This is a genomic window from Streptomyces sp. NPDC008092, assembly GCF_042957285.1.
In the GTDB taxonomy this organism is placed as follows: domain Bacteria; phylum Actinomycetota; class Actinomycetes; order Streptomycetales; family Streptomycetaceae; genus Streptomyces.
Genome location: NZ_JBIBHY010000006.1, coordinates 125,605 through 140,963, shown reverse-complemented (window position 1 = coordinate 140,963; position 15,359 = coordinate 125,605). Strand labels below are relative to the sequence as shown.

The following is a 15,359-nucleotide window of genomic DNA, read 5'->3' as shown; positions in this document are numbered from 1 at the left end:
GCGGCCGGGGGGGGGGGGGGGGGGGGGGGGGGGGGGGGGGGGGGGGGGGGGGGGGGGGGGGGGCGCGCCCCCCCCCCCCCCGGGGGGGGGGGGGCCCCCCCCCGCGACCAGCCCCCACGCACCGTCAGCCGACGCACGGCCCCCAGCGACGCGTCCAGTCAGGCCGCCTGCTTCCGTGGTGCCGTGATCACGAACCCCGCCACCAGCAGCGCGACCACGGCCACCAGCGCCCCGATGCCGAACGCGCGCGCCGCGCCGTGGGTGAGGATGTCCGCCGGCGTGCCCGTCGCGTGCCGGGTCGCCGTGCCGTACACCGTGACCAGGACGGCGAGTCCGAGGGTGCCGCCCAGCCACTGCAGGGTCTGCAGCAGCCCGGACGCGGCACCCGCCTCGCGCGGCCCGATGCGGGCCAGGATGGTCGCGTTGAGCGGCATGAAGCTGAGGCCGACGCCCACGCCGAGCAGCAGCAGCGGACCGAGCAGCCCGGTGGCGTAGCCGTCGCCGGGGCGCAGCCGCCACAGCCAGCCGCCGGCGGCGACGAGCAGGGTGATGCCGGTCAGCAGCACCGGCTTGGTCCCGAAGCGGGCCAGCAGCTTCGGCAGCAGCCGCACGACCGTGAACATGGCCAGGGTCATGGGCAGGAACGCGAACCCCGCGCGCAACGGGCTGTACTCCAGGACCTGCTGGCAGACGAGGGTGAGGAAGTAGAAGGCGCCGAACATGCCCGCGGGGAGCAGCATGAGGGTGAGGTAGCCGCCCGCCCGGTCCCGGTCGGCGAACAGCCGCAGCGGCATGATCGGCTGGCCGGCCCGGGACTCGATCAGGGTGAAGCAGAGGAGCAGTGCGACGGCGCAGCTGAAGCCGAGCAGGGACCGGGTGTCGGTCCAGCCGTCCTCGGAGACCCGGATGAACGCGAACACCAGTGAGGTCATCCCGGCGGTCCCGGTCAGCGCGCCCGCGAGGTCGAAGCGTCCCGCGTGCCGCGGGGTCTCGGCGACGAACCGGGGCAGGGCCACGAACAGGGCGATGCCGATGGGTACGTTGATGAGCAGGGCCCAGCGCCAGGAGGCCCAGGAGGTGAGCATGCCGCCCAGGACCAGGCCGGCCGAGCCGCCGATGCCGGCCACGGAGGAGTAGACGCTCAGGGCGTGGTGACGGCGCGGGCCCTCGGGGAAGTTGACGGTGATCAGGGCCAGGGTGCTGGGCGCGATCAGCGCGGCGCCGACGCCCTGCAGCGCCCGCGCCGCGAGCAGCCAGCCGCCCTCCGCGGCCACCCCGCCGAGCAGCGAGGACAGTGCGAACAGCAGCGCTCCGGCGCCGAGCGTACGACGGCGGCCGACGATGTCGCCGACGCGGCCGCCGAGCAGGAGCAGGCCGCCGAAAGCGAGGGTGTAGGCGTTGAGCACCCAGGACAGGCCGGTCCGGCTGAATCCCAGGCCCTGCTGGATGTCGGGCAGCGCGACGTTGACGACGGTGGAGTCGACGCCGACCATCATGTAGGCGGTGACGATGACGAGGAGGGCGGTGCCGAGCCTGGCGGGGTGCGCGGAGCCCGGCGGGGCGTCGGCGGCGGCGGACGGGACGGACGGGCTGGACGGGGCGGACATGAGGTTCTCCCGGTCTGTGCGTCCCCGGCGCGGGCATGGCGAAGTACGGGCAGGTGGGCTGCCCGAGGAGCGCACGACGCTAAGCGGGGACTGTCTCCGTTTATCGTTCGATAAGATACGGAGAGAGTCCCCGGTTCGCAAGGAGTAACTGGATGACGCAGGTCAGGCCCATGCGTGCGGATGCCCGCCGCAACTACGAGCGGCTGCTGAAGGTCGCCGTCGAGGCCTTCGCCGAGCATGGGGAGAACGCGTCGCTGGACGACATCGCCAAACGGGCGGGCGTCGGCTCCGGCACGCTCTACCGGCACTTCCCGACCCGGCAGGCGCTGCTGGAGGCCGCGTTCGTGGACCGGCTGGAGGGGCTGGCCGCGAAGGCCGACGAGTTCGCCGCGGAGCTCTCGCCGGGCGCGGCACTGACGGAGTGGCTGAACGAACTGTGCCTCGCCACCATCCAGGTGCGCGGCCTGAAGACCCTGCTCGGCTCGGCCGTCACGGACGGCAGCTCCGCCACGGTCGCGGCCTGCGGCGTCACGGTACGCGGCGCCGCGACCCGACTGGTGGACGCGGCGAAGAAGGAGGGAACCCTGCGCCCCGACATCGAGCCGATCGAACTCCTGCGGCTCGCGCACGGACTGGCCACCGCCTCGGAGCTGGCCGACGGGCAGGGCAGGGAGATCCGGCGCTATCTGGCACTGCTCACCGAGGGGTTGCGGCCGTAGCGCCCACGGCCGCACACCCGTCACCTGACCCGGGTCAGAGCGCTTCCGCCCCCGGCTTCACCATGTTCCGCACCGTCCGGGCCTTCACGAACGAGCCCATCGCCGTCATGTCCCACTCGCCGGAGAACTGCCGGACCAGCTTCGCCATCATCACGCCCGTCTGCGCCTCGGCGTTGGTGAGGTCGAAGCGGGCCAGTTCCTCGCCGCTCGCGGCGTCCAGCAGCCGGCAGTAGGCCTTGGCGACCTCCGTGAACTTCTGGCCGGAGAAGGAGTTGACGGTGAAGACCAGGCCGGTGACCTCCGGGGGGATCCGCCCGAGGTCCACCGCGATCACCTCGTCGTCGCCGCCGCCCTCACCGGTGAGGTTGTCGCCCGAGTGCTTGATCGCGCCGCCCAGGATGGACAGCTTGCCGAAGTAGCAGCTGTCGATGTGGTTGCGCTGCGGGCCGTAGGCGATGACGGACGCGTCCAGGTCGATGTCCTTGCCCCGGAACGCCGGCTCCCAGCCCAGCCCCATCTTGACCTGGGCGAGCAGCGGGCGGCCGCCCTTGACCAGGGACACGGTCTGGTTCTTCTGGAGGCTGACCCGGCCCTTGTCGAGGTTGATCTTCCCGGTGCCGGGGGCGGGCGGGGCGGGCGGCGCCGGGGGAGCGGCGGGCGGGGCCGGCTGGGCCGCGGCGGCCGGTACCGGAGCCGGCTGGGCCGCGGGCGCCGGCGTCGGCGCCGCCTGGGCCGGTTCCTCCACCGTCACGCCGAAGTCCGTGGCGATGCCGGCCAGTCCGTCGGCGTACCCCTGGCCGACCGCGCGGGCCTTCCACGCGCCGCCCCGCAGGTAGATCTCCACGACCACCAGGGCCGTCTCCGTGCCCAGCTGCGGAGGCGTGAAGGTGGCCAGCACCGAGCCGTCGTCCGCGTTGCGGATCGTGGCCGTCGGCTCGATGCCCTGGAAGGTCTGGCCTGCGGCGTCGGGGCTCGCGGTGACGACGATCTTCTCGATGCCGGGCGGCACGGCGGCCGTGTCGACGGTGATCGCGTCCGGGGCCGTACCGCCGCCGGAGCGGTACGTCACACCCGGGCCGCTGGGCTGGTTGTAGAAGATGAAGTCGTCGTCGGAGCGCACCTTGCCGTCGCCCGTGAGCAGCAGGCCCGACACGTCGAGCCGCACGGGGGCGGCGACGTCCACCGCCACCCGGGAGACCGGAAGAGGGATGTTCGAGCCAGGGGTCATAGCTGTCATGCCGGGTGAACGAACGACCCCGCTTTACCGTTCCCTTAAACTTCTGCGGCCCCACAACTTCTACGGCACCACAACGATCTTCCGTCCCACGCCCGCCGCGAACTGCTCAAGCGCCTGCGGGTAGCTGTCGAGCGGCAGCCGGTCGCTGATGAAGACCTCCGGGTCCAGGACCCCGTTCGCGAACAGCTCCGCCGCCCGCTCGTAGCTGTGCAGGACGGCCATCGAGCCGGTGATGGTGATCTCCTGGTTGTAGATGCGGTACGGGTCGATCGTCACCCGGGTGGCGTAGTCGGCGACGCCGAACTGGAGGAAGGTGCCCGCCTTCGCCACCCGCCCCAGGCCGTCCTGGATCGCCGCCGCGTTGCCGGTCGCGTCGATCACCACGTCCCAGCCCCGCGGACGGTCCAGTTCGTCGGCGTTCGCCGCGGACGCCGAGACGCCGAGCGCGCGTGCGGTCTCCAGGCGGGCCGGGTTCAGGTCGACCACGTCGACACTGGCCGCTCCGGTCCGCTTGGCCAGCTCCAGCATCATCAGTCCCATGGTCCCGGAGCCGTAGACGAGCACGTGCGCGCCCAGCCGGGACTTGAGGACGTCGTAGCCGCGGACCGCGCACGACAGCGGCTCGACCAGGGCCGCGTCCTGGGTGCGGACGTGCTCGGGGAGCTTCACGCAGTTGGCGACCGGGGCCAGCGCGTACTGGGCGGCGCCGCCCGGCACGGTCACGCCGATCGCCGCCCAGCGTTCGCAGAGGTTGTTGTGGCCGTCCCGGCAGTAGCGGCACTCGTGGCAGTACAGGGACGGGTCGACCGCGACCCGGTCGCCGATCGCCACCTCGGTCACCTGGGAACCGACCCCGACCACCTCGCCGGCGAACTCGTGGCCCGGCACGATCGGCAGCTTGGGCGCGAACTCGCCCTGGAGGATGTGCAGGTCGGTGCCGCACAGCCCGCAGGCGGCCACCTCGACGACCACGTCGCGGGGTCCCGGGGTGGGGTCGGGGACCTCGGTGACGACGGCGCGGCCCACGGACTCGATGACGGCGGCCTTCATTTCACGGCTCCCAACGACAGGCCCTGGACCAGCTTGTCCTGGGCGGCGAACCCCGCGGCGAGCACCGGCAGGGAGACGACGAGCGACGCGGCGCACACCTTGGCCAGGAACAGGCCCTGGCTGGTGATGAAGCCGGTCAGGAAGACGGGGGCGGTCTCGGCTACCACGCCCGTCAGGACCCGGGCGAAGAGAAGTTCGTTCCAGCTGAAGATGAAGCAGATCAGCGAGGTGGCGGCGATGCCGGGCAGGGCGATCGGGGCGACCACGCGCGCGAGGATCGTCGGCAGGCGGGCGCCGTCGATCTGCGCGGCCTCGATCACCGCGACCGGGACCTCGGCGAGGAACGACTGCATCATCCACACCGCGATCGGCAGGTTCATGGAGGTGTAGAGGATGACCAGGAACCAGATGTTGTCCAGCATCCCGGTGTTCTTCGCGAACAGGTAGATCGGCAGCAGGCCCGCGACGACCGGCAGCATCTTCGTGGAGAGGAAGAAGAACAGGACGTCCGTCCACTTCTTCACCCGCCGGATCGACAGCGCGTACGCCGCCGGGAAGGCCAGCACCAGGACGAACAGGGTCGAGACGATCGAGGCGACCGCCGAGTTGACCAGCGCCGGCCAGGGACTCGCGCCGCCGCCCGCGCCGAAGAACTCGCGGTATCCGTCCAGGGTGAGGGCGGCGCCGAAGGAGGGCGGGTTGGTCGCCGCGTCCGCCTCGGAGTGGAAGGACGTCAGCGCCATCCAGGCGATGGGGAAGAAGAAGACGATGCCGACCAGCCAGGCCACCAGGCCGATGCCGAGGCCCCGGTGCTGCCGTGTGCGGCGGGCGACGGTGCTCATGCGCGGGACGCCTCCTCGCGGAACAGGGACGACACCACGCGCAGGGCGAAGGTCGCGATGACGATCGAGCCGATGACCACCAGGACGCCCGCGGCCGAGGCGAGGCCGTTCTCGTGGGCCTGGTAGAAGCTCTGGTACACGGTGTAGGGGAGGTTGGCGGTGCCCAGGCCGCCGGACGTGATCGTGAAGACCGCGTCGAAGTTCTGGACGATGTAGATGCAGCCCAGCAGGGCGCCGAGTTCGAGGTAGCGGCGCAGGTGCGGAAGGGTCAGATGGCGGAAGATCTGCCATTCGCCCGCGCCGTCCACCCGCGCTGCCTCGATCTGCTCGGGATCCCGGCTCTGCAGCCCGGCGAGCAGGATCAGCATCATGAACGGCGTCCACTGCCACACCAGGGCGGCCTCCACGGCCAGTAGCGGGGTGCTGGAGATCCAGTCGGGCTGCGGTCCGCCGACGTAGTGCAGCAGGCCGTTGAGCAGGCCGTACTCGGGGTTGTACAGGACGTGCTTCCAGAGCAGGGCGGCGGCCACCGGGACCACCAGGAACGGGGCGATCAGCAGGGTCCGGACGATGCCCCGGCCGCGGAACCTGTTGTTCAGGAGCAGCGCCAGCGCCAGGCCGAGGACCAGGCTGACCAGGACCACGGTCACGGTGAGCAGCACGGTCGTCCAGACCGAGTGGCGCAGGTCGGCGTCGGTGAGGACCTGGCGGTAGTTGTCGACACCGGCGAAGTGGCGGGCCTTCGGGTAGAGGGCGTTCCAGTCGAAGAAGGAGATGACCACCGTGGCCACGAAGGGCAGCTGGGTCACGACGATCATGAAGACCAGGGCGGGCAGGAGGGGGGCCCGGGTGGCCCAGGCGCGCAGGCGGGCGGAGGGCGGCCGCGTGGCGCGCGCGGGTGTCGCTGCGTAGGGGGCTGTCGTCGCGGTCATCGTCCCTCGTACTCCTTGGAGATCTTCTCGGCGAGCTGCTGGGACTTCTCGAGGGCCGAGTCGACGGACTGCCGTCCGGCGACGGCCGAACTGATCTCCTGGGAGACCTTGGTGCCGAGATCGGTGAACTCGGGGATGTCGACGAACTGGATGCCGGGCGCGGGCCGCGGCTGGACGCCGGGGTCGTTCGGGCGGGCGTTCTCGATGGCCTCCTTGGTCATCTCCTGGAAGGCCGCGGCCGACTTCACGTAGTCCGGGTTCGTGTACGTCGACGCGCGCTTGCCCGCCGGGACGTTGGACCAGCCGCCGGTCTGGCCGCCGCTCCGGCCGACCAGCTCCTCGTACTCCTTGCTCGACGCCCAGGAGACGAACTTCCAGGCCCTGTCGGGGTTGCGGGAGGCCTTCTGGATGCCCCAGGCCCAGGTGTAGAGCCAGCCGGAGGACGTGGTCCGCTCCACGGGCGCGGGGACGTAGCCGAGCCTGCCCTTGACCGGGGAGCCGTTCGCCTCCAGGAGGCCGGCCGCGCTGGTGGCGTCGTACCACATGGCGACCTTGCCCTGGGTCATGTTGTTGAGGCACTCGGCGAAACCGGACTGCGGGGCGCCGGACTCGCCGTGCCTGCGGACCAGGTCGACATAGAACTTCGTCGCCTTCTCGAAGCCCGGCCCGGTCAGCTGCGCCTTCCAGTCCTTGTCGAACCAGGTGCCGCCGAAGGTGTTCACGACCGTGGTCAGCGGCGCCATCATCTCGCCCCAGCCGGGCAGGCCGCGCAGGCAGATGCCGCGCATGCCGGGCTGTGCGCCGTCCACCTTCGCGGCCAGGTCGGCGACCTGCTGCCAGGTGGGGTGCGCGGGCATGGTCAGGCCCTTGGCCGCGAACACGTCCTTGCGGTACATCAGGAACGACGACTCGCCGTAGAAGGGCTCGCCGTAGAGCCTGCCGTCGTCGGCGGTCAGGGACTCGCGCATCGGCCGCAGGATGTCCTGCTGGTCGAAGCCCGGGTCCTTCGCGACGTACGAGTCCATCTCGTGCAGCCAGCCGTTGCGGGCGTAGATCGGGATCTCGTAGTTGGACAGGGTGGCGACGTCGTACTGGCCGGCCTGGTTGGCGAAGTCCTGGCTGATCTTGTCGCGGACGTCGTTCTCGGGCAGGACGGTGAAGTTGACCTTGATGCCGGTCTCCTCGGTGAAGCGCGGGGCGAGCTTCTGGAGTTCCGTCATCTGGGGGTTGTTGACCATCAGCACGTTGATCGAGTCGCCGCCGGAACCGGACCCGCCCGCACCGACCCAGCAGCCGGAGAGCAGCGGGGCGAGCAGCGTCCCTGCGGCGGCCATGGCGAGGGTGACGCGCGGCCTCCGTCGGCTCGGGGTTCGCATGGATCGCTCCTGGAGGAATCGGGATATATGGGGCAGTGGTGGGTGCGGAGAACCCTCGGGGGAGGGCGGTGGCGGGTCAGACCCGGATGACCTGCGGGCCCAGCAGGGAGTAGCGGTGGGCCTCGGCCGTGGGGAGCAGGGTGCTCGTCACGATCGCCTCCAGGGCGCCGATCTCGGCGAAGCGGCAGAAGCTGACGGCTCCGAACTTGGTGTGCACGCCCGCGAACACCGTCCGGCGCGCGGCCCGGACGGCCTGCGCCTTGACCTCGCTGACGGCGGGGTCCGGGGTGGTCAGCCCGTGCTCGCGCGAGATGCCGTTGGCGCCGATGTAGGCGAGATCGAGAACGAAACCGGCGAGCATCTTCGTCGTCCAGTGGTCGACGGTGGCCAGCGTGCCGGCCCGGACCCGGCCGCCCAGCAGCAGGACCGACATGTTCCCGGTCTCGGCCAGCGCGCCCGCGACCGGCAGCGACGCCGTCACCACGGTCAGCGGCCGGTCCGTCGGCAGCGCCTCGGCGATGAGCTGGGGGGTGAAGCCCTCGTCGACGAAGACGGTCTCGGCGTCGCCCAGCAGCTCGGCGGCGGCCGCCGCGATCCGCCGCTTCTCCGGCACGTGGCTGGTCGACCGGAAGGCGAGCGTGGTCTCGAAACCGGCGCTCTCGACGGGATACGCGCCCCCGTGGGTGCGGCGCACCAGGCCGTGGTCCTCCAGGGCGCGCAGGTCGCGCCTGATGGTCTCCTTGGCCACGCCCAGGACGTCGGCGAGCGCGGTGACGTCGACGGAGCCCGTGGCGCGCGCGGCCCGCACGATCTCGCGCTGGCGCTCTTCCGCCGTCTGCGTGCTCATCTCGTCACCCACTCCCTTGTGGAACCGCACGGAGCCGCGTGGGGCCGCGTGGAGCTGCCCGTTCGGGCCATGCAGCAAGTTCTACAGCGGGTGCGCGAGGCTGACCAGGCCTGTTGCGGGCCCGATACTGCCCGTGTGGGCCCGTTTGCCGAGCGGAGTGCCCGCCTCGGACCTGCGCGGCTGCCGCGCAAGGGGTGGGAACGGGCGGCCCGGATGCCCGAACACGGCGGCGGGCGGGCCCGTTCGGTGCCCGCCCGCCGCCGTGGGTGATCGTTCTGCGCCGCCCGGCGTGCCGCTCAGTACGGCCAGACGGGCGGGTCGTCGACGAAGCGGCCGCCGAGGTGGGTGTGGGCCGGCTTCTCCGGGTCCAGTTCGCCGTGCTCGGCGATCAGCTTCGCGGCGAACTGCTCGGAGTCGTCCTGCGGCTCGTAACCGAGCGCCCGCGCGGTGCCCAGGTCCCACCACAGCCGGGTGTTGGCGGACGAGCCGTAGACGACGGTGTGGCCGACCTCCTCGGCGGTCAGGGCCGCGTGGAAGAGGCGGGCGCCGTCGGCGGGGCTCATCCACACCGAGAGCATCCGCACGTCGGCCGGCTCGGCGAAGCAGGAGCCGATGCGGACGGAGACCGTCTCCAGGCCGTGCTTGTCCCAGTACAGCTGGGCGAGGTCCTCGCCGAACGACTTGGACAGGCCGTAGAAGGTGTCCGGGCGGCGCGGGGTGTCGACCGGGATCAGCGGATCGCCCGCGCGGGGGGCCGGGGTGAAGCCGACGGCGTGGTTGGAGGAGGCGAAGACGATCCGTGGCACGCCGGCCTCGCGGGCGGCCTCGTACAGGTTGTAGGTGCCCTCGATGTTCGCGCGGAGGATCTTCTCGAACGGCGCCTCCAGGGAGATCCCCGCGAGGTGCAGGACCGCGTCCACGCCCTGCACCGCGGCCCGCAGCGCGTCCCTGTCGCCGAGGTCGGCGGTGATCGCGTCCGGCTCGCCCTCGACCGGGCGCACGTCGAACAGGCGCAGCTCGTAGCCGTACTCCGGGAGCAGGGACCGCATCAGGGTGCCGAGTCCGCCGGCGGCACCGGTGAGCAGTAGCGTGCGGGGAGTGGGCATCCACGGTCTCCTTGGATCAGCGCCGGTCGCGTCCGTGTATGACATTCACATTCATGGACACGCTAGGGAGGTGTGGCGTGCCGAGTCAAGTGTGCCGCGGGGTGGCCGTGGAGTGCGGGAATCCGCTCGACTGTTGGTCGTTTCTCGCCTTGACCGGCCCCAAGGGGGACTCGTAACGTGGTCGCGTTCATGAATATGGACGCCGATCAGAGACATGCATCAGAGACGTGCATCAGCACCGCGATCTGCGTCGACCGCCTCGACAGGGAGCGCCCGTGACGCCAGCCCCTCTCGCCGCCCGGCTCCGTGACCCGCGCGGGCCGCTCTTCTTCCCCGTCACCGCCTACGGACCGGACGGCTCCCTCGACCTCGACGTCTACCGCGAGCACGTCCGCCGGGGCGTCGAGGCCGGCGCCGCCGCGGTGTTCGCCTGCTGCGGCACCGGGGAGTTCCACGCGCTGCTCCCCGAGGAGTTCGAGGCCTGCGTGGGCGCGGCCGTGGAAGCGGCCGGCGGACGGGTACCGGTGGTGGCCGGCGCCGGCTACGGCACCGCGCTCGCCGTACGCTACGCGCGTCTCGCCGAGGCCGCGGGCGCCGACGGCCTCCTCGCCATGCCGCCCTACCTGGTCGTCGCGGGACAGGAGGGCCTGCTGCGGCACTACCGGGAGGTGGCGGCGGCCACCGGCCTCCCCGTGATCGTCTACCAGCGCGACAACGCCGTGTTCACCCCGCCCGCGGTCGTCGAACTCGCCCGCACCGAGGGCGTCATCGGCTTCAAGGACGGCCTCGGCGACCTGGACCTCATGCAGCGCATCGTCAGCGCCGTCCGCACCGAGGTCCCCGGCGACTTCCTCTACTTCAACGGCCTGCCCACCGCCGAACAGACCCAGCTCGCCTACCAGGCCATCGGCATCGACCTCTACTCCTCCGCCGTCTTCTGCTTCGTCCCCGAGATCGCCCTCGCCTTCCACGCCGCCCTGCGCGAGGGGGACCGGGCGACCGCCGAGCGCCTGCTGGACGGCTTCTACCGCCCGTTCGTCGAACTCCGCGCCCAGGGCCGGGGCTACGCCGTCTCGCTGGTCAAGGCCGGCGTACGGCTGCGCGGCCTGGACGTCGGCGAGGTCCGCCCCCCGCTGCACGAGCCGGCCGAGGACCACGTGAAGCAGCTCGCCCAGCTGATCGAGCGCGGGTACGCGCTGCTGGAGGAGGACGCGTGACGCACTCCGGAGCGAGCCGGACAGGACGGCTGAGGACCTCGGCGTTCGTCTACCCCTGGGACGTCAACGGGGACCCCGCGGCCGCGGAGCGCATCGCCGCGCTCGGCGTCGACCAGGTGACCCTGGCCTCCGCCTACCACTCCACCCGCGCCCTGACCCCCCGCCACCCCCGCCACCGCATCGTCACCGCCGAATACGCGGCCGTCTACTACCCGGCCGGCGACCGCTGGACGGGCCGCGAGCTGCGTCCCTGCCCGGCCGGCGACTGGGCCCCCGGCGACGCCCACGGCGAGGCGGCCGACGCCCTGCGCGGCGCCGGCCTCGACGTCCACACCTGGGTGATCCTCGCCCACAACTCCCGGCTGGGCGCCGAGCGTCCGGACACCTCGGTCGTCAACGCCTACGGCGACCGCTACCCCTGGGCACCCTGCATCGCCCAGCCCGCCACGCGCGTGTACCTGGCCGACCTCGCCGCCGAGGCCGCCGTCCGCCCCGGCGCGGCCGGCACCGAACTGGAGTCCCTCGGCTGGTACGGCCTCCAGCACCTGCACGCCCACGACAAGACCGCCGGGGTCGGCCTGGGCGACGCCGGCCAGTACCTGATGGCGCTGTGCTTCTGCCCCGCCTGCCGGGCCGGGTACGGCGGACAGGGCCTGGACGCCGACGAGCTGGCCGCCGCCGTACGGGAGGCCCTGGAGCCGCTGTGGCGGGGCACGGGTGACGACGCCGGGTGGCCGACGGTGGAGAAGCTGCTCGGCGAGCCGGTGGCGGCGGCCACGCGCGCGTGGCGCGACGGACAGGCCCGCACGCTCCAGGAGACGGCCGTGGCCGCGGTCCGCGCGGCGGCCCCCGCCGGCTTCCAGGTGCTGCTGCACGCCGACCCGGTGACGTACCACTGCGGAGCCAACGTGGGCGTGGACCCGGCCTGGATCCTGACCGCCGCGGACGGTGTGGTGGTCCCCTGCGCGGCCGGTACGGCCCTGCTCGCGCCCTTCGCCGAACACGCGCGCGTGGACACCGTCCTGGCCGCCAACTTCACGGTGGTCTCCGGGATGGGCGGCAGCCCCGGCACCCTCGCGGCCGACGCGGAGCGCGCCCGCGCGCTGGGCGCGACCGAACTCCGGCTGTATCACGCCGGGCTGGCCTCCGACGGCGACCTGGCCGCGGTACGGGAGGCGCTGCGCTGATCCGGCGGCCTCGTCCGCGACCCTCGTCCCGGCCGGCCCGCTCCCCGGTCCGCCAGGGCGCGGAAGCCGGGCAAGGTACCGGGCCGGCCGACCCGCGCCGCAACGCCGGGAAAGCCGGCCGGCGAGCTACGGGCGGGGCGGCCGCCCACGGCCGGTCCGGGCACCCCGAACGGCCTTCCTGCCGGGAACGCCCAGCGCCCCGGCGGTCAGGAGCAGTGCCCCGCCGAAGACCGGCAGCAGCAGCCGGTGGTCGACGAGTTCGACGAGGGCGGCGCCGACGGCCAGTCCGAGCACGTTCGGGGCGAACATCAGCGTGTCGGCCGTCGCGGTCGCCCGGCCCAGCGCGGCGGCCGGGATCTCGCGCTGTACGGCGGTGTGGGCGGCGACGAGGACGCAGGGGAGGCCGAGACCGCCGGCGAGGCTGCACGTGAGGAGTGCTATGTCACATGGCACCACCCGCCCGGCCACCGCCACCCCCGTCAGCGCGATCCCGTACGCCGCGAACCGCCGCTCCCCGAGCCGCCGCAGCGCGGGCCCCGAGACCAGCCCGACGCCGACCGAGCCGACGCCCTGCACGGCGTACATCACCCCCGTGTAGGCGGGGGAGTGACCGAGGGCGGCCACGACGGCGTAGTTCATGCTGCTGCCGAGCGAGGCGAGGCACATCGTGGCGCCGCCGGCCAGGACCAGCGGCCGCAGGGCCGGATGCGCCAGGAGCAGCCGGACCCCCTCGGCGGTCCGCCCCCGCCCGCTGCCGCGCGACGCCCGTGCGGGCGGCTCCTCCCGCACCCGCAGCAGCGCGCACAGCCCCGCCGCCAGCACGAAGGTGCAGGCGTCCAGCAGCGCCACGCCCGGCCCGCCGTACGCCGTGTACAGCGCGGCGCCGGTCAGCGGGGCGACCAGCTTCATGCCCTCGCGGGCGGTCATCCGCAGCCCGTTGAAGTCGCCGAGGAGGGCCGGGTCGACGGCGGTGACGACCAGCGCGGAGCTGGCCGCGTCCTCGACGACGCCGGCCGCGCCGTAGAGGACGAGCACGGCCAGGAGCAGCCAGACGGAGGCGGCGGAGCGGACCGTGCAGAGCGGCAGCAGGAGGAGCGCGAGGGCGAGGTTCGTGCGGACCACCAGGGGTTTGCGGCGGACGCGGTCGGCGAGGGCGCCGAGGGCGGGGCCGAGGAGGGTGGGGGCCCAGAGGGTGGCGGTGCAGAGGGCGGCGAGGCCGTCGGAGCCGGTGAGGTCCTTGACCCAGACACCGGACACGAGCCAGAGCGCGGAGGTGCCGAAGCCGGAGACCACGACGCCGGTGAGGTAGAGGGCGGCGTTGCGGTCGCGCAGCAGGCGGGTCACAGACCAGGAGGTGGCTGTCATGCCTGGTCATCGTGGGTCTAAGGCGGGGGTGTGCGGATCGGGAAGGTGCCTTACGAACACGGCGGGGAAGGGCGGTGAACGGCAGTTCCCCTATCGAATGCGTGACCTTTGCGGGTGGCGGCGGTCGTCGGGCGCGGTGGCGGGAGCTTCGGGCCAGGTCGGGCCGGGGTGGGCCTGGGCGGGCCCGGACGGCGGACGTGGCCGAGCCGTCAAACGGCCCGATCCGTGAGCGGGCGGGGACCCGGATCCGTACTCTCCTCGCCATGCCCTTGAGCCTCACCGTCCTCGGCACCGCCTCCCCTCACCCTCGGCCCGGCCGCCCGTGCTCCGGTTACCTGGTGCGCGGCGGCGGCGCCGAGGTATGGGTGGACGCGGGCACCGGGACCTTCGCGGAATTGCAGCGGCACACGGATCCGGCGCGGCTCACGGCGATCTGGGTCTCGCACCTGCACGCGGATCACAGCGCGGACCTGCTGGCCGCCGCGTACGCGTACGCCTTCGGCGGCCTGACCCCGGCCGCGCCGATCCCGGTCTACGCGCCGCAGGAGTGCGCACAGCGCCTGGCGGGCTTCTTCGGCCGGCCGGACCTGGGCTTCCTGGGCGGGGTGTTCGACTTCCGGCCGCTGTACGACGGCCACGCCGTCCAGCACTGGAACCTGCGGCTCGCCGCGCGGGCGGTCGCGCACGGCACGGAGGCCTACGGGCTGCGCGCCGAGTGCCAGGGCAGCGTGCTGGCGTACTCGGGGGACAGCGGGCCGTGCGCCGCGCTGACCGAGCTGGCCACCCGGGCGGACGTCTTCCTGTGCGAGGCCGACCTCGACAGGCATCGCGAAGGCGAAGGCGAACGGGTACATCTGACCCCGGAGGACGCGGGACGGATCGCCCGGGAGGCGGGCGCACGGGAACTGCTCATCACCCATGTGGGCCCGGCCCTGACCCGGGAGATGGCGGCGGCCCGGGCGGGGGCGGCGTCGGGGCGCCCCACCAGCGTGGCGCGGGAGGGGGAGGCGAGGGGGTTCTGACCCGGCGGCGGCCCACGCCCCGTCACTTCTCGCGGCCCGCCTCGCCCCGGCCCGCCTCGTCCGGGTCCGCCTCGTCCCGGTCCGCCTCGTCCGGGTCCGCCTCGTCCCGGTCCGCCTCGTCCCGGTCCGCCGGCCGCAGTCGCAGGCCCCGCTCCGCTGCGTTCAGCACCTCGTCCGGGGACAGCTCGTCGGCGCGCTCGACCACCACGAGGTCCCACCCGTGCCGGGCGACCGCGCCGAGGGTCACCGCGCGCTCGCGCGCCAGGTACGTCACCGCGGACGCGACATCGGTCACCGGAGGGCTCACCCCGTACCCGGCCAGCTTCCCGACGTACCGGTCGAGCCACTGCTCCCCCTCCCTCCCGGCGGCCCGGGACAGCGCGGACGCGGCGTTCCCGTCGAGGAAGACCATGACCGGGGAGACGGGTGCGAGCACCTCGGTGAGGCCGGTCAGGAACGCGTCGACGGTCTCCTCGTCGTGGCCCATGGCCAGCAGTGTCGGCACGAACGGCACCAGGGCGTCGGCGACCACCACGTCGTCGCCGCCCGCCAGAACCGAGTCGACGAACTCGGCGGTCGCCGCGATCAGCGTCCCCGTGCCGACGGTGCCGGTCGTCCGGAAAGCCTCCGCCACCGCGGCGAACTGGGGCCTGGTCAGGATCTCCTCCTCCCGGAAGTGGTCCACCCGCAGTCCGGCGCCGGACAGCCGTCGGGCCAGTCCGCCGCACAACGTCGACTTGCCCATCCCGGGAGACGCTCCCCACACGCTGATCAGAACCGTCATGGCCGTCGCTCCCGGAATCCCGGTCTTCCCTCAACCACCTTCTCTGTCAGAAGCATTGACGAAACACC

The 15,359-nt window shown here is 72.9% G+C and carries 14 protein-coding genes; 4 read left to right on the top strand and 10 right to left on the bottom strand.

What is annotated here, in order from left to right; genetic code table 11:
* Positions 1-158: 158 nt before the first annotated feature.
* Complete coding sequence (locus ACFZB3_RS20585) at positions 159-1,607, bottom strand: MFS transporter (RefSeq protein ID WP_391377081.1); 1,449 nt, start codon at positions 1,605-1,607, stop codon at positions 159-161.
* A gap of 152 nt (positions 1,608-1,759) precedes the next feature.
* On the opposite strand from ACFZB3_RS20585, the gene ACFZB3_RS20580 reads away from it, so the two are divergent.
* Positions 1,760-2,326, top strand: a complete 567-nt coding sequence (locus ACFZB3_RS20580; protein ID WP_391377080.1) for a TetR family transcriptional regulator — start codon at positions 1,760-1,762, stop codon at positions 2,324-2,326.
* A gap of 34 nt (positions 2,327-2,360) precedes the next feature.
* Here ACFZB3_RS20580 and ACFZB3_RS20575 read toward each other — a convergent pair whose 3' ends face one another.
* The 7 genes from ACFZB3_RS20575 to ACFZB3_RS20545 all read right to left on the bottom strand — a co-directional run bounded on the left by ACFZB3_RS20575 (position 2,361) and on the right by ACFZB3_RS20545 (position 9,716).
* Entirely contained in the window at positions 2,361-3,554 is a 1,194-nt protein-coding gene (locus tag ACFZB3_RS20575; RefSeq protein ID WP_391377079.1) for a TerD family protein, read from the bottom strand.
* Positions 3,555-3,623: 69 nt separating this feature from the next.
* Complete coding sequence (locus ACFZB3_RS20570) at positions 3,624-4,613, bottom strand: alcohol dehydrogenase catalytic domain-containing protein (protein ID WP_391377078.1); 990 nt, start codon at positions 4,611-4,613, stop codon at positions 3,624-3,626.
* The gene (locus ACFZB3_RS20565; RefSeq protein WP_391377077.1) at positions 4,610-5,455 is read right to left on the bottom strand and encodes an ABC transporter permease subunit; all 846 of its coding nucleotides are present in this window, start codon (positions 5,453-5,455) and stop codon (positions 4,610-4,612) included. Before ACFZB3_RS20565 ends, ACFZB3_RS20570 begins: the two co-directional genes overlap by 4 nt.
* The gene (locus ACFZB3_RS20560) at positions 5,452-6,387 is read right to left on the bottom strand and encodes an ABC transporter permease subunit (RefSeq protein WP_391377076.1); all 936 of its coding nucleotides are present in this window, start codon (positions 6,385-6,387) and stop codon (positions 5,452-5,454) included. Before ACFZB3_RS20560 ends, ACFZB3_RS20565 begins: the two co-directional genes overlap by 4 nt.
* On the bottom strand, positions 6,384-7,763 hold the full coding sequence (locus tag ACFZB3_RS20555) for an extracellular solute-binding protein (RefSeq protein ID WP_391377075.1): 1,380 nt from the start codon (positions 7,761-7,763) through the stop codon (positions 6,384-6,386). The genes ACFZB3_RS20560 and ACFZB3_RS20555 overlap by 4 nt, the downstream gene beginning before the upstream one ends.
* A gap of 76 nt (positions 7,764-7,839) precedes the next feature.
* Complete coding sequence (locus ACFZB3_RS20550) at positions 7,840-8,610, bottom strand: DeoR family transcriptional regulator (protein ID WP_391377074.1); 771 nt, start codon at positions 8,608-8,610, stop codon at positions 7,840-7,842.
* A gap of 296 nt (positions 8,611-8,906) precedes the next feature.
* Positions 8,907-9,716, bottom strand: a complete 810-nt coding sequence (locus tag ACFZB3_RS20545) for an NAD-dependent epimerase/dehydratase family protein (protein WP_391377073.1) — start codon at positions 9,714-9,716, stop codon at positions 8,907-8,909.
* A gap of 275 nt (positions 9,717-9,991) precedes the next feature.
* Here ACFZB3_RS20545 and ACFZB3_RS20540 point away from each other — a divergent pair, with 275 nt between their 5' ends.
* Together ACFZB3_RS20540 and ACFZB3_RS20535 are read left to right on the top strand one after the other, a co-directional pair.
* Positions 9,992-10,933 (top strand): 5-dehydro-4-deoxyglucarate dehydratase, encoded by a 942-nt coding sequence (locus ACFZB3_RS20540; protein WP_391377072.1) that lies wholly within the window; start codon positions 9,992-9,994, stop codon positions 10,931-10,933.
* A gap of 29 nt (positions 10,934-10,962) precedes the next feature.
* A complete protein-coding gene (locus ACFZB3_RS20535; RefSeq protein WP_391377817.1) occupies positions 10,963-12,120 on the top strand; it encodes a hypothetical protein in 1,158 nt (385 codons plus the stop codon).
* Positions 12,121-12,246: 126 nt separating this feature from the next.
* On the opposite strand, the gene ACFZB3_RS20530 is transcribed toward ACFZB3_RS20535, so the two are convergent.
* On the bottom strand, positions 12,247-13,485 hold the full coding sequence (locus tag ACFZB3_RS20530) for an MFS transporter (protein WP_391377071.1): 1,239 nt from the start codon (positions 13,483-13,485) through the stop codon (positions 12,247-12,249).
* 263 nt (positions 13,486-13,748) lie between these two features.
* On the opposite strand from ACFZB3_RS20530, the gene ACFZB3_RS20525 reads away from it, so the two are divergent.
* Positions 13,749-14,507 carry an MBL fold metallo-hydrolase gene (locus ACFZB3_RS20525; protein WP_391377070.1) on the top strand — a complete coding sequence of 253 codons (759 nt, stop codon included), beginning with the start codon at positions 13,749-13,751 and terminating at the stop codon, positions 14,505-14,507.
* Between the two features lie 22 nt (positions 14,508-14,529).
* Here ACFZB3_RS20525 and ACFZB3_RS20520 read toward each other — a convergent pair whose 3' ends face one another.
* Positions 14,530-15,291 (bottom strand): hypothetical protein, encoded by a 762-nt coding sequence (locus ACFZB3_RS20520; RefSeq protein ID WP_391377069.1) that lies wholly within the window; start codon positions 15,289-15,291, stop codon positions 14,530-14,532.
* Between the last annotated feature and the right edge of the window lie 68 nt (positions 15,292-15,359).

What these genes read in the sequence shown, in the direction of transcription:
- ACFZB3_RS20560 (WP_391377076.1), bottom strand. Translation starts at nt 6,387, where the DNA reads ATGACCGCGACGACAGCCCCCTACGCAGCGACACCCGCGCGCGCCACG.
- ACFZB3_RS20555 (WP_391377075.1), bottom strand. Translation starts at nt 7,763, where the DNA reads ATGCGAACCCCGAGCCGACGGAGGCCGCGCGTCACCCTCGCCATGGCC.
- ACFZB3_RS20525 (WP_391377070.1), top strand. Translation starts at nt 13,749, where the DNA reads ATGCCCTTGAGCCTCACCGTCCTCGGCACCGCCTCCCCTCACCCTCGG.
- ACFZB3_RS20570 (WP_391377078.1), bottom strand. Translation starts at nt 4,613, where the DNA reads ATGAAGGCCGCCGTCATCGAGTCCGTGGGCCGCGCCGTCGTCACCGAG.
- ACFZB3_RS20575 (WP_391377079.1), bottom strand. Translation starts at nt 3,554, where the DNA reads ATGACCCCTGGCTCGAACATCCCTCTTCCGGTCTCCCGGGTGGCGGTG.
- ACFZB3_RS20545 (WP_391377073.1), bottom strand. Translation starts at nt 9,716, where the DNA reads ATGCCCACTCCCCGCACGCTACTGCTCACCGGTGCCGCCGGCGGACTC.
- ACFZB3_RS20520 (WP_391377069.1), bottom strand. Translation starts at nt 15,291, where the DNA reads ATGACGGTTCTGATCAGCGTGTGGGGAGCGTCTCCCGGGATGGGCAAG.
- ACFZB3_RS20550 (WP_391377074.1), bottom strand. Translation starts at nt 8,610, where the DNA reads ATGAGCACGCAGACGGCGGAAGAGCGCCAGCGCGAGATCGTGCGGGCC.
- ACFZB3_RS20530 (WP_391377071.1), bottom strand. Translation starts at nt 13,485, where the DNA reads ATGACAGCCACCTCCTGGTCTGTGACCCGCCTGCTGCGCGACCGCAAC.
- ACFZB3_RS20565 (WP_391377077.1), bottom strand. Translation starts at nt 5,455, where the DNA reads ATGAGCACCGTCGCCCGCCGCACACGGCAGCACCGGGGCCTCGGCATC.
- ACFZB3_RS20585 (WP_391377081.1), bottom strand. Translation starts at nt 1,607, where the DNA reads ATGTCCGCCCCGTCCAGCCCGTCCGTCCCGTCCGCCGCCGCCGACGCC.
- ACFZB3_RS20580 (WP_391377080.1), top strand. Translation starts at nt 1,760, where the DNA reads ATGACGCAGGTCAGGCCCATGCGTGCGGATGCCCGCCGCAACTACGAG.